Source organism: Bacillus altaicus (assembly GCF_042136375.2).
GTDB classification, from domain to species: Bacteria; Bacillota; Bacilli; order Bacillales; family Bacillaceae_G; genus Bacillus_A; species Bacillus_A cereus_U.
The window spans coordinates 672,241-692,905 of the sequence record NZ_CM143394.1 but is presented as its reverse complement, the minus strand read 5'-3'; the positions used below and the strand labels follow the sequence as shown (position 1 = coordinate 692,905).

Below are 20,665 nucleotides of genomic sequence, written 5' to 3'. Positions count from 1 at the left end.
TACTCCTTTACACTACTTAGCTAAAGTTTTTGCGATATTTCCAAATAACTCTATATAAGTCTCAATTGATTCATTTGTGTAAGTATCTGCTGGTGCATAAATAACTTGTTTTTTAGAAACAGCAGTTGTGTTTTGAAGAGCAGGTGATTTAGAAATAACATCTTGAGCAGGAGCTGAAGTAGCAGCATCAGATGTTGCAGCATCACGATCTAATACGAAAAGCCAATCAGGATTTGTTTGTGCAATAGCTTCAACAGAAACGTCATCACCTTTATGACCTGCAGTAGAATTAGACACTTCTAGTGCTGGAGTCCAACCGAAAATCTCATACATTGGTCCCCAAACGCGACCAGAGTGAGGAGCAGCAAAACCAATATTCCCACCAGTAACGATAACACTCATAACTTTATCTTTTCCATTATAAGCAGATTTTACATTTTCAATAGATTTATCAAAATCAGCTACTAATTTTTTAGCTTCTTTATCTTTATCAAAGATTTTTCCTAAAGAAATTGTAGAATCTTTAAGTCCTTTTACTAAGTTTTCTCCAGGCTTAGTAGCTTTCTCAGAAACATCAACATTAAGATCAATAACAGCTGCATTTGGCACTAATTTTTTGATCTCTTCGTAATGGCCAGCAAATCTTTGACCAACGATTACAAGTTCAGGGTTTGCCGCTGCAATAATTTCAAGATTTGGTTCGCGGTGATTTCCGATATTTTGAACTTTACTATCCTTTACATATGCTGAATCTGCAGGCATTACATCCTTTGGAGCAGCCGCCAATTTAATTCCCCAATCAGCTAAAGTTTCAAAAGTTCTATTATCCAAAGCAACTACATTTTTTGGATTTACAGGGACTTTAACAGTTCCATGTGCATCAGTGATTTCAACTGTTTTTGGCTTATCACTACTATCACCTTTATTAGCTTTCGAAGTTTCCTTACTTGAATCTGAGCAAGCTACTAACATTAAAGTGAAAATTGCTAGAATACTTACTAATTTTAAAAGCATAGTTTTTTTCATACGTATACTCCTTATAGTGTAATTTATTTCGAAAATGATGACGTCCATAGATTGAATTAGATAGTAACTGCTATTCACCTAAATCAATATTGATAATCATTTTCATTTGAACATCCTGTTAATTAGTATAGTCATTAATTATGTGAAAATCTTGTGAATGATGTGAGTTAATAAAATTAAGCATAAATTGGATACGGTCTCAACTAATGCGTGCTAGAGTCGTCCCCTCCAAACTAACCAATAGATGAGCACCTTATAAAGTGAAACTTTATAAGGTGGGGGTTTTGTTCCCCCCACTGATTATCAGCCCTCACCAATCGGGCTTTTACGGACAGCCCGACAAATAGCGGGATAAACCATGCTCTCTCCTGCAAAACACGCCCATTAATAGCTACTATTTTCATAATCCATTGCCTGATAGAAATATTCTTTTATAGTTTCCGTCTTTTAATATTTCTCAAAAACTATTTGATTATCAGATTTCATAGAAAAAAACGAGTAAAACTGAATGAAATAGTTTTACTCGTTTTTCTATTATGCTAGATATTGATTATTATGATAAACTGTACTTTACCTATTATCTTAGTTTTATCATTCAATCATTGAATAGCCCCTGCCATGTATCGTTTCAATATATCTGTCTTTCTTCTCACACTTTAACTTTTTTCTTACATACCCAATATATAAGTCCACTACATTTGGATTTACTACTACGTTAAATCCCCAAACCTGGTTCAAAAGCATTTCACGGCTCAATATTGTATTTTTATTCTTGATTAAAAATACAAGTAAATCATACTCGCGCTTAGTAAGCGAGAGATTTTTACCACCTTTTTTCACAATATTGCTAGATGCATCAACAAAGAGATCTTTAAACTGAAAAAAGTTTGTCTCATTTTGCTGGATACAGTCACTTCTCCTTAAAATAGCTTGAACCCTTGCTACTAATTCTTCTTTCACAAATGGTTTTCTAATATAATCATCTGCCCCTGCTTGTAACCCTGCTATGCAATCCTTGCTAGAAATATTGTCGGTCACAATAACGATCGGTGTCGTTTTAACAAGTCGTATTTGTCTGCAAATTTCTGGTCCCGATATACTTAATGAATCCCAATCCAATATGATAATATCCCAATCTTGTTCATATATTATATTTAAACCTTGGTTTTCATTGTGAAGTTTTAAAATGAAATAGCCTTCTTGCGTTAGACCGCTTACGATTTTCTTTGCAAAAGACCGTTCATTCTTAATTACTAACACCTGCTTCACCGATGGTTCACCTCTACTTCAATATAACTTAGTTAGATAAAAAATTATCTCAAAAAAATAATTTAAGATTTATAACTATTAAATTCCTAAAAAAGTCATTATAACAGCTTACTAGGAGAACTCTATACAATCTTACAATAGATATGGATAAAAACACAAAATATATGAAGATTTAAATACATATTATTTAATCATTAAGGGCAGCTATAGTATCTACCTGTTTATGTTTATCATCAATAACTATTTCTTCGGTTTCTGTTTCAAGGGTACTGCCCCATCCCCATCAACTTAAGCATTTTATAAAACCACAAAACAAAAAGAACCATAACCCCGCCAATCTGGCAAAGTTATGGTCCATATCATATAATGTGACTTTACCCATAAAGTTGCCGCTAAAGGAAGCATATCCTTGCCGGAAATTACATGTTTTTGAGGAGATTTAGTTGATTGTTCGAGGGAAAAGGAAGCATATCTTTGCCGTGGATAAATTATTAACCCATAAGCTTGCCGTGAATGCTGTTGGTTTGTAATAAAGTTTAATCAAAAGCATGCTACAAAAATTGATTTTTCAACAGAAGAAACCCAAACATTTTGAAAAAGTTTGATCAAAATGCTTGGGTTATTTGTTGCTAGTGAATAATTTTTTATAAAAAGTTTAATCATTTTTCTACCTGTGTTTGCTCCACAATCGCGCCCGATTCTGGAAGATTTCAAAAACGTTTATTTTTCTTTTAACATTGAATACTTTCGATAATTTTTATAGAAACTGCTACCCAAAAAAACAAACAGAAGTGTGGGAGTCAACTTCACAAGGACAAATGGAGTTTCAAATAAAAATGCCTTCCAAAATAATGAATCTCTCATACTCCAAAGACCTTCATGATATAATCCCGAACCCTTGTAAAACATATAAGAATAAGCTAAACACAGCGTACCAAACCAAAATGAATAACCCATTAATCTTTTATAATAATTATCCTTTGATTGGCGATCCGAGAAGATTTCATTTTGATCATCATCTTCTTTTTGCCAATACCGTATTCCACTAAGCCAGGACCCCTTTATATAGTTCCAACCGAAATCCTTATATATCCCTTTGTATTCAACCAACTTTTTCTTAGGTAAATAATCTTGATAATCAAGTCGCATAACATATCTCTTGTCAGTTTTTTCGAAAGTGTATATTCCTAATCCACTAATATTTGTACAACGATAGCCTTTTTGTAATTGCTCGTTCACCCATTGCTCCTCTTTTTCAATATCAAAAAACATCTTAAATATCTTCATTGGATTCACTTCCTTCGTACAGGGATAAAATATGCAATAACCTGTTTTGTTCCATTTTCAAAATGGCGCTTCCTTCTGCAGTTATCATATAAACTTTTCTTCGACCTAACTCTCCAACAGGTTCAATCCAACCATGCTTATTCAAGTTTTCAATCGCACCGTATAATGTACCAGCTGCTAAAATAACAGTGCCGTTACTTATCTTTTCTATCTTCTGCATTACGGCATAGCCATGGAGTGGCTCACGCATAGCTAATAAAATATAATGCATGGTTTCAGACAACGGTAATAATTTATGTTTCATATCCTCACCCTTTATTCAGTTCGACTATATAGTTCAACTTAATAAAAATGTAATACAGTTCAACTGAATAGTCAACAACATTTTCAAAATTAGTCAAATGAACTTAAAGTAAATAGCTTGATAACAAGGGGAAAATCAATCTAAAAAGTTACTTTCCTTACGTAAGGGAAAGTGACTTTTTTGTAGTCTTATTCAATTAAATGGCCTTTTAGTGGAGTAAGTTTATTGCCGCTCAACAGTTCCTTAATCCGCCTTTCAGTTCAGATTTTCTTTTCACTATAAAAACATCCCTTTAGATAAACAGATCCAAAGAGACAAAACATCGCGTCTTTTTTATAAACACCGTAACTTTATTTAAAAGCGACATTAAAAATATTATTCAAATCCTGGAAGCATAAGTTTGCCGCAAACAAAAAGAACCATAAGCTTGCCGAAGCGGCAAACTTATGGTTCATATCACATATAAAATAAAAAAACCACCAAATATGTATTGGTGGAGACGGTGGGAGTCGAACCCACGTCCAAAAATATCGGCACTTAAGCTTCTACGAGTGTAGTCGATATATTAGCATTTCGCGAACTCTTCGGCCTATCGACAGGCTTCCAAGTTGCTAGTCTGATTGTTCTCTTCCTTCGCCCTCAGACGGCGAACTCCGGCGTAGTCCACTTAGTTTGAGTCCCTTACCCTACCACATGGACGATGGAGGGAGGAACCTTTAGTGCAATTAAGCAGCTAAAGAAAGATTGTTTTGTTTGCCAATTATAGGCTTTGACGTTTTAACGAGGCCGATCCCCTCGACTCGCAACCTAAGCTCGAACTATCCCTGTCGAATCCGTAACGTCCCCATGATAAAAATGGAGCATACGAAGAAATATCGTGATAGCTACTAAGAGCTGTTTTTCAATGTGCAACAATCTTACATAGGTTATTATATCATACGCGCGCCGTTTTACAAATGTAAATATCTGTATTACATCTTTTGACGATCACGGAACACGCGTGCAATTTCACGTTTTGCTTCTTTCTCTTTTAAATCGTTACGCTTATCATATTGCTTCTTACCTTTCGCTAAACCAAGTGCCATTTTCGCAAATCCATTTTTCAAATAGATTCTAACTGGAACTAATGCATATCCTGTTTCTTTTGCATAACCTGCTAGCTTATCAATTTCTTTTTTATGAAGAAGTAACTTTCTTGTACGTAGCGGATCGTGATTGAAACGATTCCCTTGTTCATATGTACTAATATGCATATTATGAACCCATACTTCACCGTTATGTATACGTGCAAACGCATCTTTCAAGTTCACGCGTCCAGCGCGAATCGACTTAATTTCCGTTCCTTGAAGGACAAGCCCTACTTCGTATGTTTCTTCGATGAAATAATCATGAAATGCCTTTTTATTTTGCGCAATAACCTTACCTGTACCTTTTGGCATATAACGTCCCTCCTCTATTTTTACCATTGTAACAAATGTTAACAAAAAGCGAAAGTGGCTCGCTCAGAATGTGAGGCGAAGCCACTCTTTTATTACTTGCGCTTTTTCTTTTTCTTCTTGAATCCTGGTACATTTTCAAAGAATCCTTTTTTCTTCTTACCATTACTATTACTATTACTATCTTTTTTCCCTGGCTGACTAGCGGATGTGGATGCAGATGCTGATGCTTTTCCTTTTCCTTGGCCACCACGATCAAACTTTCTTCCTGTGCCGCGTTCACCACCGCGTTTCTTTCTGCCTGTTCTTGGCTGTTCAATCACAACTGGACGATCTTTGAACTTGCGACGAGGTGTGCCTTTCATGCCAACGATTTCAAAGTCGATTGCGCGCTCGTCTTTATTTACGTTAATAACACGAATTGTAATTTCGTCACCGATGCGGAATACGTTACCTGTACGTTCTCCAATCATCGCAAAATGTTTTTCGTCATAACGGTAGTAATCATCTGTTAAATAGCTAACGTGTACAAGACCTTCAATTGTATTTGGAAGCTCTACGAATAAACCGAAGTTTGTTACAGAGCTAATCATACCGTCATACTCTTCACCGATCTTATCAACCATATACTCTGCTTTTTTCATTTCATCTGTTTCACGCTCAGCTTCAACAGCGCGGCGTTCCATATTAGAAGAGTGCTCTGCAATCTCAGGTAAGTTTTCACGCCATTTCGCTTGCGTTTCGTTGTCTACTTTACCATTAATGATGTATTCACGAATCAATCTATGAACAATCGTATCTGGGTAACGACGAATTGGCGATGTGAAATGCGTGTAAAACTCAGTTGATAAACCGAAATGTCCTAAGCTGTCCGAATCGTAACGTGCTTGCTTCATAGAACGAAGCATAACTGTTGAAATGACTACTTCTTCTGGCTGACCTTGAACCATTTCAAGAATTTGTTGCAGCGCACGAGGATGTATTTCGTTCGCACGTCCTTTTACTGCATATCCGAAGTTTGTTACAAACTCGAAGAAACGCTCAAGCTTATCTTCTTTCGGATCTTCATGGACACGGTACATAAATGGTACGTTCATCCAGTGGAAGTGCTCTGCTACTGTTTCGTTCGCAACAAGCATAAACTCTTCAATTAACTTCTCTGATACAGAACGATCACGCATTACAACATCAGTCGGTTTTCCTTCTTCATCTACTAGTACTTTCGCTTCTTTAAAGTCAAAGTCAATCGCACCACGGCGCATACGTTTTTCACGTAAAATTTGTGCTAACTGCCCCATTTCTTTAAACATTGGTACTAGCGGCTCGTAACGTTCAATTAGCGCTTCGTCTTCATCTTCTAAAATGCTTCTTACGTCAGCATACGTCATACGCTCTGTCGTTTTAATTACACTTTGGAAAATCTCATGCTTTACAACATCACCTAGATTGTTGATTTCCATTTCACAAGATAGTGTCAGACGGTCTACTTTCGGATTTAATGAACAAATACCGTTTGATAAACGATGCGGAATCATCGGAATTACACGGTCTACAAGATATACACTCGTTGCTCTCTCCGCTGCTTCAACATCAATTGGAGAACCTTCTTGAACGTAATGACTTACATCCGCAATATGAACGCCAAGCTTATGGTTACCGTTCTCAAGCTTCGTTACTGTAACAGCGTCATCTAAGTCTTTCGCATCCGCACCATCAATTGTAACAATCATTTGATCACGTAAATCACGGCGATCTTTTATATCTTCTTCTGAAATCGTTTCTGGTACACTGTTTGCATGTTCCATCACTTCTTCAGGGAATGCTAAAGGTAAATGATGTTTATGAATGACAGATAAAATATCTACTCCTGGGTCATTTTTATGACCTAGAATTTGAATAACTTCACCTTCTGCGCTTAAACGGTTCTCTGGGTAGCCCGTAATTTTCACAACTACTTTATGGCCTTCTACAGCGCCCATAGATGCACTTTTCAAGATAAAAATGTCACTTGTCCAGCGTTTATTATCAGGTATAACAAATCCAAAGTTCTTTGACTCTGTATATGTACCAACTAGTTCCTTCGTTCCACGCTCTAAAATACGAACAATCGCGCCTTCTTGGCGTGATCCACTTGATTGCGCGCTAACACGTGCTAATACTGTATCACCATGAAGTGCACCATTTAATTCTGTAGGCGGGATGAAAAGATCATCATCTCCTGTTTTCTTCTCTTCTGGAACGACGAACGCAAAACCACGTGCGTGCCCAATTAATTTACCGCGTACTAAATTCATTTTTTCTGGAAGACCGTAGCGGTTACTACGTGTGCGGATAACAAGGCCCTTTTCCTCCATCATTACAAGTGCCTTTACGAAATCTTTAAAGCCCTCAGAGCCTTCGATTCCAAATGCAGCTTCTAATTCTTGTATCGTTAACGGTTTATACGCTTCTTCCCTCATAAATAATAACAACTTATCAATATGTTCTTGCATGATTTCTTCCAAGCAGAAATACCTCCTTTAAACCCTTATATTATTTAGTGTATCCGAAAGATGGGGGATGTATAAAGTGAAACTTTAATCATCTCCCAATGATTTTTTACAGCTTCCATAAAGTGTAACTTTAATCAGTGGAGTTTTGTCCCTCCCCACTGATTATTAGCCCACACCAATTGGGATAATAAATTCCCTTATGAAAAAAAGAGGCAACTAGATCTTACCAATCTAGTTGCTCCAAGAAGTTATATACATCCTCATGTAGCACATCACGTTCTTTATCAAGTGTAATGACATGCGTAGAGTCTTCATACCATTTAATGTCTTTTAACGTAGATTCTACACCGTTATAAATAATGTTAGCACTATCTGTATTAATCATCTCATCATGACGTGCTTGTACAACGAATGTTGGAGCATAAATCATATCAACATTATTGCGTACGTCACGAATCAACTCCTGTAATGCTTTTAATGTATTCATTGGTGTCTGTTTAAATTCAAACATTTCCTGCTCAATTCGTTCTGGTGATTTTTGCTCACGCTTTTTATATTCGCGGGCATATGCCAATATACCTTGGTACATAATTTCTTCACTTTTAATGTACATCGGTGCACACATTGGTACAACACCTAAAATCGGTAATGTATAAGCAAGTTTTAATGAGAATACTCCACCTAATGATAATCCAACCGCAGCTATTTTCTCGTAACCTTGATCTTTTAAATGCTGGTAGGCATTCATTACATCTTTCCACCAGTCTTCAGGGCCTGTACGAACAAGCTCTTGTGGTGGTACGCCGTGTCCTTTATAAATTGGCGCATGACAAGTATAGCCTTTCTTCTCTAAGAAACGCCCTAGCATGCGTACGTCAGCTGAGTTCCCTGTGAATCCATGTAATAATAAAACAGCGCGGTCTCCACCTTCAAATGTAAATGGTTTCGGAGATGCTAATTTCATCATGTACTTCTCCTCTTTCTCTTCTGTAATCTAGTCGTATTCTTTCTATTCTTAGTGTACCATATTTATAATTCTATAATCTAATTAGAAACTTTTTTTGAATAACAAATCAAAAAAAGAAGAACCATTAGCATAATCCGCTAACGCTTCTTCTTTTACTTTTATAAATTTAAGTACGTAACACCAATTGTTAGTACGAAGAATAATACAGCTAAGACAACTGTAACACGGTTTAATACCGCTTCAATTCCACGTGCTTTTTGCTTACCAAACAATTGCTCTGCACCACCTGAAATAGCGCCTGAAAGGCCTGAGCTATTACTAGACTGCATAAGTACCATAATAATCATTAAAATCGATACAACAATAAGTAAAACTGATAATAACGTATGCACTTGGCGTACCTCCTACAAAGATTCAGTTATTTTAAATGTAGCATAAATCCTATAGAAAAGCGAGAGCTATAGAATCGCTCTCGCTTTTCTTCTATTACATGAACATCATTGCGAACAACGGTCCAAGCAAACATGTCAAAATTGCTGTTAATGTCATTGTTACCGATCCAATAACACCTTCATGCTCATTATTTTTCATCGCTCTCATAACACCCATAATATGAGATGCACATCCAAAGCCAATCCCTTTACCAACTGAGTTTGTAACACGGCTCCATTTTAATAAAATTGGTCCTGAAATCGTTCCAGTAATCCCTGCGATAACGACGAAGGCCGCTGTTAAGGACGGGACACCACCAACTTGTTCAGATACACTCATCGCAACTGGCATTGTCACTGATTTTGGTAAAGAAGATAAAATTAAGCTTTTATCTGTTCCCATAAGTGTGGCGATAGCCAAATCACTTGCAATAGCAACTGTTGTACCTACTAATACCCCACCAGCAATTGGTACAACATATTTTTGCAGAACATGACGTTGTTTATAAAGCGGGATTGCAAATGCTACAACACCTGGTCCGAGTAACTTCGCAATCCAGCCACCACCACTTTCCATATAATTTTGATATGGTATATCAAGCATTATAAATAAGAAAGCCATTAATCCTGTTGCAACAAGCATTGGAATGGTAAATGGTGTTGGAAATAATTTGTAGATTTTTTTAGATAATTGATATAATAGCACCGTAAAAAGAACCCAACCGATTCCGATTAATATTTGGCTCATTGTGTCTCTTTTTCCTTTCTATTCGCAAGATATTGTCCTGTATGTCCTGCGGCAATAATAATTAAAAACGTACTCGCTACAACTGTAATGAAAAGAGAAATTCCTTTACTCATAAAAAAAGCACCGTAATTCATTAAGCCAAGCGTTGGCGGAATTAATAAAAACGGCATAATAGCAACGAGTGTTTCTGCTCCTAAATCAAACCATTTCACTGGAAGTACTTTTAGGCTAAGTAAAACAAGTAGGAGGAACATCCCAATCAAACTTCCTGGAATCGGAATATTCAACATTTCTTGCACCCAATTTCCAACCATATACAATACATAAAGAGCAGCAATTTGGACAAGAATCTTTGTAAGTTTCATGTTCATCATCCCTCATGTTTATACGATCTTCTGTTAATATCCTTATCATAGTATAAATTGTAAAAACCTGCAATTTATCAAATCGACAACGAAAATCCACTATATTATACGCTTACACCCTTGATATGACTGCGTTTCTGAATATAATTTATGTCAAAACCCTTGACCTAATATATAAAGTTTATATTTTCTGAATTTTAATGGTTATTATTTCAATAAAATAAAGTGAAACTTTAATCAGAGGGGGGTCCATCCCCCTCTGATTATTAGCCTTCACCAATCGGGCTTTTACGGGCAGTTAATCTCCCATCTAACTTCCTCGCATGTGCCGAACTTTGAGGTGGGAGTCTTACTGCCCGTTAATGCGGGATAAAATCATTCAATCCATTTTTATTCTGCCTTCTCTCTAGCACACATATATATAAAGTGAAACTTTAATCAGCCCGAACCAATCGGGCGTTTACTGCCCGTTAATGCGGGATAAAGATAGGTGGTGAACATATGTCTAAAAAAGTTCTCATTTTTTGTGATCCTGGAATCGACGATACGATAGCCCTTCTCCTCGCATTCTTTATCGATGAAATTGAAATTGTTGGGATTGTCGCTGATTACGGCAATGTTCCAAAAGAAATGGCCGTACAAAATGCTCATTTTCTTAAACAAAAATCAAGAAATAGAGACATGAAAATATTTGGTGGTTCAGACCGTCCTCTCAATGGAGGTCCACCCGCTTTTTTTACCAATATTCACGGTAAAGAAGGGTTAGGGCCAATCATCCCAATGAAAAGTTACAAAACGGAGAAATGGAGAATTTCTTTGAAGTTATCCCTCTTATCGAGCAGTATAAAGACGAACTAGTCATTGTAAGTTTAGGGCGACTCACTTCCCTAGCTGTTTTATTTATTTTATGTAAAAACTTAATGCAGCAAATTAAATCTTATTATGTAATGGGTGGTTCCTTTTTGCATCCAGGTAATGTAACTCCCATATCAGAAGCGAACTTTTATGGTGATCCAATCGCGGCTAACATTGTATTACAATCCGCATCCAACATGTACATATACCCTTTAAATGTAACTCAGTATTCCATCGTTACACCTGACATGGCTGAATACATTGAGGCCAAAGGAAAGGCCTCTCTCGTCAAACCTCTATTCGATTATTACTACTATGGATATTACAAAAAAATTTTACCACAATTAAAAGGCTGCCCTTTTCATGACACGATACCGATATTAGCTTTACTTGATACTTCTATGTTTACCTACTACAAATCACCAATTACCGTCATGACCGAATCTTACGCTCAAGGAGCAAGCATCGGTGATTTCCGCTCTTTAGTTGGATCAAGCCCATTCACCAATCGGCCCTCGCAGCAAATTGCTATCGATTTTGATTATAATCTCTTCTTTAAATACTTCATGTCACTTATGACAGACGAACAATTTTAGCAAAAAAAAACAGACCGTGATTTCTCACGGTCTGTCGTTATTTTCTACAATTATCGTTTGATATTGTAGAAAGATTGTAAACCAGCGTAAACAGCGATTTCGCCTAGCTCGTCTTCGATACGTAATAATTGGTTGTACTTAGCAATACGGTCAGTACGGCTCATAGAACCAGTTTTGATTTGGCCAGCGTTAGTTGCAACTGCGATGTCAGCGATTGTAGCATCTTCAGTTTCACCAGAACGGTGAGATACAACTGCTGTGTAACCAGCACGTTTAGCCATTTCGATTGCTTCGAAAGTCTCAGTTAAAGTACCGATTTGGTTAACTTTAATTAAGATTGAGTTAGAGATACCTTTTTCGATACCTTCAGCAAGTTTTTGAGTGTTAGTTACGAATAAATCGTCACCAACTAATTGTACTTTATCACCGATACGCTCAGTTAATAATTTGTGACCATCCCAGTCGTTTTCGTCTAGACCATCTTCAATAGAGATGATTGGGAAGTCTTTGCAAAGCTCTTCGTAGAAATCAACCATTTCTGCAGAAGTTAAGCCAGTACGGCCTTCGCCTGCAAGGTCATATTTACCAGTTTCTTTGTTGTAGAACTCAGAAGAAGCAACGTCCATTCCTAAGAATACGTTCTCGCCAGCTTTGTAACCAGCTTTTTCGATAGCTTCGATGATTACTTCTAATGCTTCACGGTTAGAACCAAGGTTTGGAGCGAATCCACCTTCGTCACCTACTGCAGTGTTAAGACCTTTGTCATGTAATACAGCTTTAAGTGCATGGAATACTTCAGCACCCATACGGATTGATTCTTTGAATGTTGGAGCACCAACTGGTAAGATCATGAACTCTTGGAAATCAACGTTGTTATCAGCATGAGAACCACCGTTGATGATGTTCATCATTGGAGTTGGTAATTGTTTTGCATTGAATCCACCAAGGTAACGGTATAATGGAAGACCTACGAAGTCAGCTGCTGCGTGAGCTACTGCCATAGATACACCAAGGATAGCGTTAGCGCCTAGTTTACCTTTGTTTGGAGTGCCATCTAATTCGATCATAGCACGGTCGATACCAGCTTGGTCAGTTACGTCGAAACCAACGATTTCTGGAGCGATTGCTTCGTTAACGTTGTTTACTGCGTTCATAACACCTTTACCAAGGTAACGAGATTTGTCACCGTCACGTAATTCTACTGCTTCGTGCTCACCAGTAGATGCACCACTTGGTACGATAGCGCGTCCGAATGCGCCGCTTTCTGTGTAAACTTCTACTTCTACAGTTGGGTTACCACGAGAGTCAAGGACTTCGCGAGCATAAACATCAATAATTGTTGACATAATAAATTCTCTCCTTTTTATATAAGCAAATTATTTAATAATTGTTTTACCTGTCATTTCTTTCGGTTGTTCCACATTTAAAAGTGTAAGCATTGTTGGAGCGATATCTCCTAAAATACCACCTTCACGAAGCTCTACATCATTTTTTGTAACGATGAAAGGAACCGGGTTAGTTGTATGAGCTGTCATTGGTCCACCCTCAGCAGTTAACTCCTGATCGGCATTACCATGGTCAGCAGTAATAAGTGCTACACCATCTTTTGCAAGAATCGCTTCTACAACTTTTCCTAAACATTCGTCAGTTACTTCTACTGCTTTAATTGTTGGTTCCATCATCCCAGAATGGCCAACCATATCACAGTTTGCAAAGTTAAGAATGATAACATCATGTTTATCATTTTCGATGTCATTTACTAAAGCGTCCGTTACTTCATAAATGCTCATTTCAGGTTTCAAGTCATACGTTGCAACCTTCGGTGAGTTAATTAAAATACGCTCTTCTCCTGGGAATTCAGCCTCACGACCACCGCTAAAGAAGAATGTAACGTGCGGATACTTTTCAGTTTCCGCGATGCGAAGTTGCTTTAATCCCGCTTGCGCAACAACTTCACCTAATGTGTTATCAAGGTTCATTGGCTTGAATGCCACGTAACCATCTACAGTTTCACTGAAATGTGTCATACAAACGAATTCAGGAATGTGAGGTACTTTTTCACCACGATCGAACTCACGGAAGTCTTCGTTTGTAAATACACGAGCAATTTGAATTGCACGGTCTGGACGGAAGTTATAGAAGATAACTGCATCATCATTATTGATTGTTGCAACTGGCGTGTCATCTTCGTTAACAATTACAGACGGCAATACGAATTCATCATGAATACCATTTGCATAAGAGTCTTCTACACACTCTTCTGCTGATTTATAAGTAGGGCCTTCACCATTCACCATAGCACGGTAACATTTTTCTACGCGATCCCAACGCTTGTCACGGTCCATGGAGTAATAACGACCAGAGATAGTCGCGAATTGTCCTACTCCTGTTTCTTTAATTACTTCATTTGTTGCATCAATATAACCTTTTGCTGTTTGTGGTCCAACATCGCGGCCATCTAAGAATGCATGGATATATACTTTCTCCACGCCTTCTTTTGCTGCTAAGCGAAGAAGAGCAAACATATGGTTCATGTGACTATGCACACCACCATCAGAAAGTAAACCGAATAAATGAAGAGCAGTACCTTTTTCTTTCACGCTTTTAATTGCATTTTGGAAAGTTTCGTTCTGATCGAACTCACCTTCACGAATTGCAACGTTTACGCGTGTTAAGCTTTGATATACGATGCGGCCAGCACCGATATTTAAGTGACCAACCTCTGAGTTACCCATTTGACCTGCTGGAAGACCTACTTCCTCACCACAAGCTGTAAGCGTTGTGTGAGGGAATTTGTTCCAGTAACCATCAAAATTAGGTTTCTTAGCTTGTGCTACAGCATTCCCGTAAGTTTCTTCACGTAGTCCGAAACCATCAAGAATGATTAAAGCTGTTGGCTTTCTCATTTTACCGCCCCCAGAAGACCTAAGAACGAAGCAGGCTCTAAGCTAGCACCGCCAACTAAAGCGCCGTCGATGTCAGATTGTGCCATATACTCTTTAATGTTTTCTGGTTTTACGCTACCGCCGTATTGAATACGAACAGCTTCTGCAGCTTCTGGAGAAACAGCTTCTGCAACAACTTTACGGATGTGCGCACATACTTCATTTGCATCTGCAGAAGAAGAAGATTTACCTGTACCGATAGCCCAGATTGGCTCATAAGCGATAACAGTTACTTTAACTTGCTCTTCTGTTAAACCTGCAAGTGCTTTTGTCACTTGACCTGCTACTAGATCAAATGTTTTTCCGCTTTCGCGCTCTTCTAAAGTCTCTCCACAACAAACAATTGGTGTTAAACCATGTTCAAATGCTGCAAGAGTCTTTTTGTTTACTGATTCGTCTGTTTCAGCAAACATTTCACGACGCTCAGAGTGGCCAAGTACTACGTAGCCTACTTTTAAGTCGCTAAGTGCTACTGGGCTAATTTCGCCAGTGAATGCACCATTTTTTTCGAAGTGCATGTTTTGTGCACCTACTTGTAAGTCAGTTCCTTCAGCCTTAGCTACTAAACGCTCTAAGAATAGAGCTGGAGAGCAAACTACTGCATCAACAGCTGAAGCTGCTGGGATTTGACCTTTAACTTCCTCTACGAAGCTAACTGCTTCAGCTAGAGTTTTATTCATTTTCCAGTTACCTGCGATAATTGGTTTACGCATGCTTTGCACCGTCCTTTTTCTTTGGCTGCTACTTATTTGTCGTTAAGACAAACTACACCTGGAAGTTCTTTACCTTCCATGAATTCTAATGACGCACCGCCGCCAGTAGAAATGTGGCTCATTTTATCAGCCATACCGAATTTTTCAACAGCTGCTGCAGAGTCACCACCGCCGATAACAGAGTATGTACCTTCTGCATCTGCTAATGCTTGTCCTACTGCTTTTGTACCTTCTGCGAATGGAGTCATTTCGAATACACCCATTGGTCCATTCCATACAACAAGCTTAGAGTTTTTAATTACATCTGCATAAATTTCACGTGTTTTAGGACCGATGTCCACGCCTTCCCAAGTAGAAGGAATAGAGTCGATACCAACGATTTGAGTTGTTGCAGTTTCAGAGAATTCCTCAGTGATTACAACATCAACTGGCATGTAGAAGTTTACGCCTTTTTCTTTTGCAAGTTGCATAAATTCTTTAGCTAGTTCAGTTTTGTCGTTTTCACATAGTGATTGACCAATTTCATGACCTAAAGCTTTAACGAATGTATAAGCAAGTCCGCCACCGATGATTAAGTTATCTACTTTGTCTAATAGATGACGAATTACACCGATTTTATCTTTTACTTTCGCACCACCGATAATAGCTGTGAATGGACGTTCTGGGTTAGAAAGTGCTTTACCTAATACATCTAACTCTTTTTCCATTAATAAACCAGATACTGCTGGTAGGTAGTCTGCGATTCCTGCTGTAGAAGCGTGAGCACGGTGAGCTGCACCGAATGCATCGTTTACGAAAATATCAGCAAGAGCTGCAAATTCTTTCGCAAGTTCTGCATCGTTCTTTTCTTCGCCCGCATAGAAACGTACGTTTTCAAGAACTACTACGTCGCCTTCGTTCATTGCTGCAACCATTTCTTGTGCAACTGGTCCGAATGCTTCGTCCGCTTTTTTAACATCTTTACCAAGAAGCTCGCCTAAACGTGCTGCTACTGGAGTAAGACGTAATTCTTCTACTGCTTGACCTTTTGGACGGCCTAAATGACTTGCTAAAATTACTTTCGCACCTTGCTCTACTAAATATTGAATTGTAGGAAGAGCTGCACGGATACGAGTTTCATCTGTAATTTTGCCTTCTTTCATAGGTACGTTGAAATCAACGCGGCAAAATACACGCTTACCTTTTAAATCTACGTCACGAATTGATTTTTTGTTCATTGGATTTCCCTCCGACTACTAGTTAGGATTGACAAAACCCATTCAAAAGCTTATCACATTTGCTTCTAAAACGAAAGAAGAGAGAGAGGGAACAAACCCTCTCCCTCGTTTTGTCATTGATTGCTTATATACTTAAGAATTAAAGACCTTTAGAAGTCATGTATGCAGCTAGGTCTACTACGCGGTTAGAGTAACCAGTTTCGTTATCGTACCAAGAAAGTACTTTAACCATGTTACCTTCCATTACCATTGTAGATAATGCATCGATTGTAGAAGAATCTGTGCAACCGTTATAGTCGATAGATACTAATGGCTCTTCGCTGTATCCAAGGATACCTTTTAATTCGCCTTCAGAAGCTGCTTTGAATGCTGCATTTACTTCTTCAACTGTTACTTCTTTGTCAAGTTCAACAACTAAGTCAACTAGAGAAACGTTAGCAGTTGGAACACGTACAGCGCCACCGTTTAATTTACCTTTAAGTTCTGGTAATACTAATGCTACAGCTTTAGCAGCACCAGTAGATGTTGGGATCATGTTTTCAGCTGCTGCACGAGCACGACGTAAATCTTTGTGTGGTAAATCTAAGATTTGTTGGTCGTTAGTGTAAGAGTGAATTGTTGTCATCATTCCGCGTTTTACGCCGAATTTTTCGTTTAATACTTTAGCGAATGGAGCTAGACAGTTTGTAGTACAAGAAGCATTAGATACTACATTGTGGTTAGCTGCATCGTATTCTTCGTGGTTAACACCCATAACTACAGTGATATCTTCGTCAGAAGCTGGAGCTGAGATGATAACTTTCTTAACTGATCCACCTAAGTGTTTCTCAGCGTCTGATTTTTTAGTGAAACGGCCAGTAGATTCTACTACTACTTCTACTCCGTAGTCGTTCCATGGTAATTGTGCTGGGTCACGCTCAGCGATAACTTTAATTTCTTTACCGTTAACAATGATGCTGTTTTCGTTAGCAGATACTTCTGCATTTAAAGTTCCGTGAACTGTATCATATTTTAAAAGGTGAGCTAATGTTTTAGCATCTGTTAAGTCGTTGATTGCTACTACTTCTACCTCAGAGTTGTTAAGAGCTGCGCGGAATACGTTACGTCCGATACGTCCAAATCCATTAATACCAATTTTAGTCATTTAAATTTCCTCCTTGGGGGATTATATTAAAGGGTATTACCCTTTGTTAATTGTTTTGCTGCACCTTCATCTGTAATTAGAATTGAAGTGTGCCCTTGCTTTATTACAGCCTGTATTGCTTTTGCTTTTGAAGAACCTCCAGCGACTGCGACAACGTGAGATACATGTTGTAAATCTTCAAGTTGCATACCAACTGTTCTTACTTTATGAACAACATTTCCTTGTTCATTAAAGTAGTAACCGAAAGCTTCACCAACTGCTTCGCTTGCCTGAATCTTTAACCAATCTGCTTCTGAAGTATTTCTGCGACGTGCCATTGTTAATGCATCACCGATTCCATGAATGACGATATTGGAAGATCGAATCAACTCAAGAACTTCTTTCACGGAGGGCTCTATTACAATAGACGCATATGCTTCGCTACTAACGTGATCTGGAACATACAATAAGCGATAATTACTCATCGTATTTTGTGCCATTTTGGCGCAAATGGTATTGGCTTCTAACTCAACACCTTCTCCAATTCCACCACGTGCTGGGACAAATAGCATATGTAAATCCTTGCAATCAAGTTGCATCATGTCCGCAGCAGCAGCTAGCGTAGTTCCTCCAGCCACAGCAACGATATTATTCACTGTCAGACGGTCTTTTATACAAGTCACACAAGCACGGCCCATCTCCAGTTTGACCCAAGGTGATTCATCACTATCACCAGGGACAACGAAAACTTCATCCAAGTCTAATGTTTCCTTAAGTTGTTTTTCTAAAACCTTTAACCCGGAAATTTCTTTCATAAAGTCTTCCAAAGCAAGAACTAAAGCTGTTCCTTCTTCTGTCAAAGTCATTCCAGAAGAAGCGACGTGAACTAAGTTTTGTTCTTTCAAAACTTGAACTTCACTTCGCAATACTCGTTCTGTCATACCGAGACTTGCAGATAAGTTTCTTCTTCCAATCGGCTGCATAAGCCTAATGTACTGAAGCACTTGCATTCTCGTTTGCATAACAGGTAGCAGATCAGGTAATAATTTTTTTGTGTTCTGAATCCATGAGCGCATATCTTTTCTCCTCACTACATCGGTTCATTTCCCTCTGTGGTCGCTTTATGTCCCGTAGTGACATTTTGCGTCCCACTTAGGTTAAAAAAATAATCCCTGCTACGTGTATTATTGTAACAGGAGACAGAAACTTATTCAACTCTTAACTGCATTGTTTATATAGTTTATTATGACACCTTTGTGAAGGTTACCATATTCTACTTGTCTTCCGCCTATTTCTACAACAGGAATCATTAGATGGTATTTCTCTAAAAGGTCATTATCTTCATATATATCTATTTCCTCAATTTGAAAAGAATATTCACATTGTACTTCCTTTAAAATTTGTTTCGCCTTCACGCAAAGACCACAATCTTTTTTTGTATATAGTACAACCTTCATCTTCTTCACCTATCCAATTGTTTTTCTTAGAGACGAAGCAGGAATATGCATTTGTTCTCTATATTTCGCAACCGTTCTGCGAGAAATAACGATTTCATGCTCTTCTTCTAATAATTTTGAAATCTTTTGATCTGAAAGTGGCTTTTTCTTATTTTCTGCTCCAACAAGCGTTTGAATGAATTGTTTCACACGCTTTGTAGAAACCGCCTCATCTTCCGTCGTAGAAATAGAATTACTAAAGAACGATTTCATCTCAAATAAACCGTGCGGCGTTTGCACATATTTATTACGCGTTGCACGACTAATTGTAGACTCATGCACACCTAACTCTTCCGCCACCTCTTTTAAAGCAAGTGGTTTTAAATACTCTGGACCTTTCCAGAAGAAATCATGTTGTTTTTCCATAATAATATTCATCACTTGTAAGAGTGTTTGTTTTCTCTGTTTCAAACTGCGCATAATCCATTGCACATGCTGATACTTCTCCGATACGTAAGAAGCCACTTCACTTTCACTATTATTTAGTAACGCACTATACTCAGAATGAATTTCAATTCTTGGCATATTTCTCTCATTCATCTGTAAAACGAGATGATCGCCATCTTTTTTTACCGCCATATCAGGCACGATATAAAGTGGTTTATCAGAAGAAAATGCAAGACCTGGTTTCGGCTGTAATGATGTAATACAGTTCACCGCACCCTGTAATTCCTCGTTAGTACACTTCAACACTTGAACGAGCTTTCGCCAATCTTTCTTAACGAAATAATTAAAATGATCATCTATAATTTCTTCCGCTAAACCATCTCTTCTTTGTAAGCGCTTCAATTGTATTGATAGACATTCCTGAATATTACGCGCACCTACCCCTGCTGGCTCTAACGATTGAACAAGCTCCACGGAACGGTCCACTACATCAATTGGCGCAGAAAGAAGCTCTGATAACTCTTCATTTGTTTCTTGTAAATAGCCATTTCCATCCATGTTCATAATAATGAAAGAAGCTGCTTTTCGCTCTTCTTCATCTATTTTATAATACTGTAGTTGATTTAATAAATGTTGCTGAATCGTTGTAGAATCCACACTGTAGATTTCCATTTGATTCTCGACTTGTTTGCGGGTACTTTTACTTGTGTTAGAGCTCTTTTTCTTCTCCCTCTCGAAACCACCTAACTCAATAAGGGGATTCTCTAACGATTGCTCATATAAAAACTCCGATAATTCTTGTACATTATACTGGAGCATTGTAATCGCTTGCCTTAACTCTTGTGTCATTGCCAAACGTAAGCTTTGTTCTTGTAAAAGACTTGCCTTCAAACTAATCTCCCCCTTGTTTCTATTGTACAATAAGTTTGGTAAAAGGAGAATCCTATCGCAGACACCCATTCCAAAATATTATTAATTTATATGTATTAATGAAATTTACATCTTACA

At 38.0% G+C, this 20,665-nt stretch carries 18 protein-coding genes, 1 other RNA gene and 1 pseudogene; 1 reads left to right on the top strand and 19 read right to left on the bottom strand.

Annotated features, from left to right (window positions below; translation table 11 throughout):
• Nucleotides 1–12 precede the first annotated feature (12 nt).
• The 11 genes from ACE38F_RS03460 to ACE38F_RS03410 all read right to left on the bottom strand — a co-directional run bounded on the left by ACE38F_RS03460 (nucleotide 13) and on the right by ACE38F_RS03410 (nucleotide 10,334).
• Entirely contained in the window at nucleotides 13–1,026 is a 1,014-nt protein-coding gene (locus ACE38F_RS03460; protein ID WP_044439325.1) for a siderophore ABC transporter substrate-binding protein, read from the bottom strand.
• Between the two features lie 591 nt (nucleotides 1,027–1,617).
• Entirely contained in the window at nucleotides 1,618–2,295 is a 678-nt protein-coding gene (locus ACE38F_RS03455) for a response regulator transcription factor (protein WP_375370196.1), read from the bottom strand.
• Between the two features lie 720 nt (nucleotides 2,296–3,015).
• Nucleotides 3,016–3,582 carry a DUF2812 domain-containing protein gene (locus ACE38F_RS03450; RefSeq protein WP_375370197.1) on the bottom strand — a complete coding sequence of 189 codons (567 nt, stop codon included), beginning with the start codon at nucleotides 3,580–3,582 and terminating at the stop codon, nucleotides 3,016–3,018.
• Nucleotides 3,569–3,886, bottom strand: coding sequence for a PadR family transcriptional regulator (locus ACE38F_RS03445; protein WP_086392689.1), 318 nt, complete (start codon nucleotides 3,884–3,886; stop codon nucleotides 3,569–3,571). The genes ACE38F_RS03450 and ACE38F_RS03445 overlap by 14 nt, the downstream gene beginning before the upstream one ends.
• A gap of 491 nt (nucleotides 3,887–4,377) precedes the next feature.
• Nucleotides 4,378–4,732, bottom strand: a transfer-messenger RNA (tmRNA) gene (ssrA, locus tag ACE38F_RS03440).
• A gap of 125 nt (nucleotides 4,733–4,857) precedes the next feature.
• Complete coding sequence (gene smpB, locus ACE38F_RS03435; protein WP_193656010.1) at nucleotides 4,858–5,325, bottom strand: SsrA-binding protein; 468 nt, start codon at nucleotides 5,323–5,325, stop codon at nucleotides 4,858–4,860.
• A 92-nt stretch (nucleotides 5,326–5,417) separates the two neighbouring features.
• Entirely contained in the window at nucleotides 5,418–7,814 is a 2,397-nt protein-coding gene (rnr, locus tag ACE38F_RS03430; RefSeq protein WP_375370254.1) for a ribonuclease R, read from the bottom strand.
• Between the two features lie 223 nt (nucleotides 7,815–8,037).
• A complete protein-coding gene (locus ACE38F_RS03425; RefSeq protein ID WP_215556651.1) occupies nucleotides 8,038–8,778 on the bottom strand; it encodes an alpha/beta hydrolase in 741 nt (246 codons plus the stop codon).
• A 161-nt stretch (nucleotides 8,779–8,939) separates the two neighbouring features.
• The gene (secG, locus tag ACE38F_RS03420; RefSeq protein ID WP_215554686.1) at nucleotides 8,940–9,173 is read right to left on the bottom strand and encodes a preprotein translocase subunit SecG; all 234 of its coding nucleotides are present in this window, start codon (nucleotides 9,171–9,173) and stop codon (nucleotides 8,940–8,942) included.
• 94 nt (nucleotides 9,174–9,267) lie between these two features.
• Nucleotides 9,268–9,960 (bottom strand): LrgB family protein, encoded by a 693-nt coding sequence (locus tag ACE38F_RS03415; RefSeq protein ID WP_144506580.1) that lies wholly within the window; start codon nucleotides 9,958–9,960, stop codon nucleotides 9,268–9,270.
• On the bottom strand, nucleotides 9,957–10,334 hold the full coding sequence (locus ACE38F_RS03410; protein WP_341308074.1) for a CidA/LrgA family holin-like protein: 378 nt from the start codon (nucleotides 10,332–10,334) through the stop codon (nucleotides 9,957–9,959). Before ACE38F_RS03410 ends, ACE38F_RS03415 begins: the two co-directional genes overlap by 4 nt.
• Nucleotides 10,335–10,826: 492 nt before the next feature.
• Here ACE38F_RS03410 and ACE38F_RS03405 point away from each other — a divergent pair.
• Nucleotides 10,827–11,776: pseudogene (locus ACE38F_RS03405) on the top strand (nucleoside hydrolase).
• A 50-nt stretch (nucleotides 11,777–11,826) separates the two neighbouring features.
• Here ACE38F_RS03405 and eno read toward each other — a convergent pair.
• The 8 genes from eno to rpoN form a co-directional block, all read right to left on the bottom strand.
• Complete coding sequence (gene eno, locus ACE38F_RS03400) at nucleotides 11,827–13,122, bottom strand: phosphopyruvate hydratase (RefSeq protein WP_002112796.1); 1,296 nt, start codon at nucleotides 13,120–13,122, stop codon at nucleotides 11,827–11,829.
• A gap of 30 nt (nucleotides 13,123–13,152) precedes the next feature.
• Nucleotides 13,153–14,682 carry a 2,3-bisphosphoglycerate-independent phosphoglycerate mutase gene (gpmI, locus tag ACE38F_RS03395; RefSeq protein WP_375370198.1) on the bottom strand — a complete coding sequence of 510 codons (1,530 nt, stop codon included), beginning with the start codon at nucleotides 14,680–14,682 and terminating at the stop codon, nucleotides 13,153–13,155.
• A complete protein-coding gene (tpiA, locus tag ACE38F_RS03390) occupies nucleotides 14,679–15,434 on the bottom strand; it encodes a triose-phosphate isomerase (protein WP_002159914.1) in 756 nt (251 codons plus the stop codon). The genes gpmI and tpiA overlap by 4 nt, the downstream gene beginning before the upstream one ends.
• A gap of 32 nt (nucleotides 15,435–15,466) precedes the next feature.
• Complete coding sequence (locus tag ACE38F_RS03385; RefSeq protein WP_215554689.1) at nucleotides 15,467–16,651, bottom strand: phosphoglycerate kinase; 1,185 nt, start codon at nucleotides 16,649–16,651, stop codon at nucleotides 15,467–15,469.
• Nucleotides 16,652–16,790: 139 nt separating this feature from the next.
• Nucleotides 16,791–17,795 carry a type I glyceraldehyde-3-phosphate dehydrogenase gene (gene gap / locus ACE38F_RS03380; RefSeq protein WP_002112805.1) on the bottom strand — a complete coding sequence of 335 codons (1,005 nt, stop codon included), beginning with the start codon at nucleotides 17,793–17,795 and terminating at the stop codon, nucleotides 16,791–16,793.
• Nucleotides 17,796–17,821: 26 nt separating this feature from the next.
• Complete coding sequence (gene cggR, locus ACE38F_RS03375) at nucleotides 17,822–18,850, bottom strand: sugar-binding transcriptional regulator (RefSeq protein ID WP_215554690.1); 1,029 nt, start codon at nucleotides 18,848–18,850, stop codon at nucleotides 17,822–17,824.
• Nucleotides 18,851–18,985: 135 nt separating this feature from the next.
• Entirely contained in the window at nucleotides 18,986–19,231 is a 246-nt protein-coding gene (locus tag ACE38F_RS03370; RefSeq protein WP_215554691.1) for a glutaredoxin family protein, read from the bottom strand.
• A 9-nt stretch (nucleotides 19,232–19,240) separates the two neighbouring features.
• Nucleotides 19,241–20,548, bottom strand: coding sequence for an RNA polymerase factor sigma-54 (gene rpoN, locus ACE38F_RS03365; protein ID WP_375370199.1), 1,308 nt, complete (start codon nucleotides 20,546–20,548; stop codon nucleotides 19,241–19,243).
• Nucleotides 20,549–20,665: the final 117 nt, after the last annotated feature.

Bases quoted from the DNA above. Each gene is read 5' to 3' on its own strand.
- ACE38F_RS03385 (WP_215554689.1), bottom strand. From the start codon at position 16,651: ATGAACAAAAAATCAATTCGTGACGTAGATTTAAAAGGTAAGCGTGTA.
- ACE38F_RS03445 (WP_086392689.1), bottom strand. From the start codon at position 3,886: ATGAAACATAAATTATTACCGTTGTCTGAAACCATGCATTATATTTTA.
- ACE38F_RS03460 (WP_044439325.1), bottom strand. From the start codon at position 1,026: ATGAAAAAAACTATGCTTTTAAAATTAGTAAGTATTCTAGCAATTTTC.
- smpB (WP_193656010.1), bottom strand. From the start codon at position 5,325: ATGCCAAAAGGTACAGGTAAGGTTATTGCGCAAAATAAAAAGGCATTT.
- gap (WP_002112805.1), bottom strand. From the start codon at position 17,795: ATGACTAAAATTGGTATTAATGGATTTGGACGTATCGGACGTAACGTA.
- rnr (WP_375370254.1), bottom strand. From the start codon at position 7,814: ATGCAAGAACATATTGATAAGTTGTTATTATTTATGAGGGAAGAAGCG.
- tpiA (WP_002159914.1), bottom strand. From the start codon at position 15,434: ATGCGTAAACCAATTATCGCAGGTAACTGGAAAATGAATAAAACTCTA.
- ACE38F_RS03415 (WP_144506580.1), bottom strand. From the start codon at position 9,960: ATGAGCCAAATATTAATCGGAATCGGTTGGGTTCTTTTTACGGTGCTA.
- ACE38F_RS03410 (WP_341308074.1), bottom strand. From the start codon at position 10,334: ATGATGAACATGAAACTTACAAAGATTCTTGTCCAAATTGCTGCTCTT.
- ACE38F_RS03450 (WP_375370197.1), bottom strand. From the start codon at position 3,582: ATGAAGATATTTAAGATGTTTTTTGATATTGAAAAAGAGGAGCAATGG.
- gpmI (WP_375370198.1), bottom strand. From the start codon at position 14,682: ATGAGAAAGCCAACAGCTTTAATCATTCTTGATGGTTTCGGACTACGT.
- ACE38F_RS03370 (WP_215554691.1), bottom strand. From the start codon at position 19,231: ATGAAGGTTGTACTATATACAAAAAAAGATTGTGGTCTTTGCGTGAAG.
- eno (WP_002112796.1), bottom strand. From the start codon at position 13,122: ATGTCAACAATTATTGATGTTTATGCTCGCGAAGTCCTTGACTCTCGT.
- cggR (WP_215554690.1), bottom strand. From the start codon at position 18,850: ATGCGCTCATGGATTCAGAACACAAAAAAATTATTACCTGATCTGCTA.
- ACE38F_RS03425 (WP_215556651.1), bottom strand. From the start codon at position 8,778: ATGAAATTAGCATCTCCGAAACCATTTACATTTGAAGGTGGAGACCGC.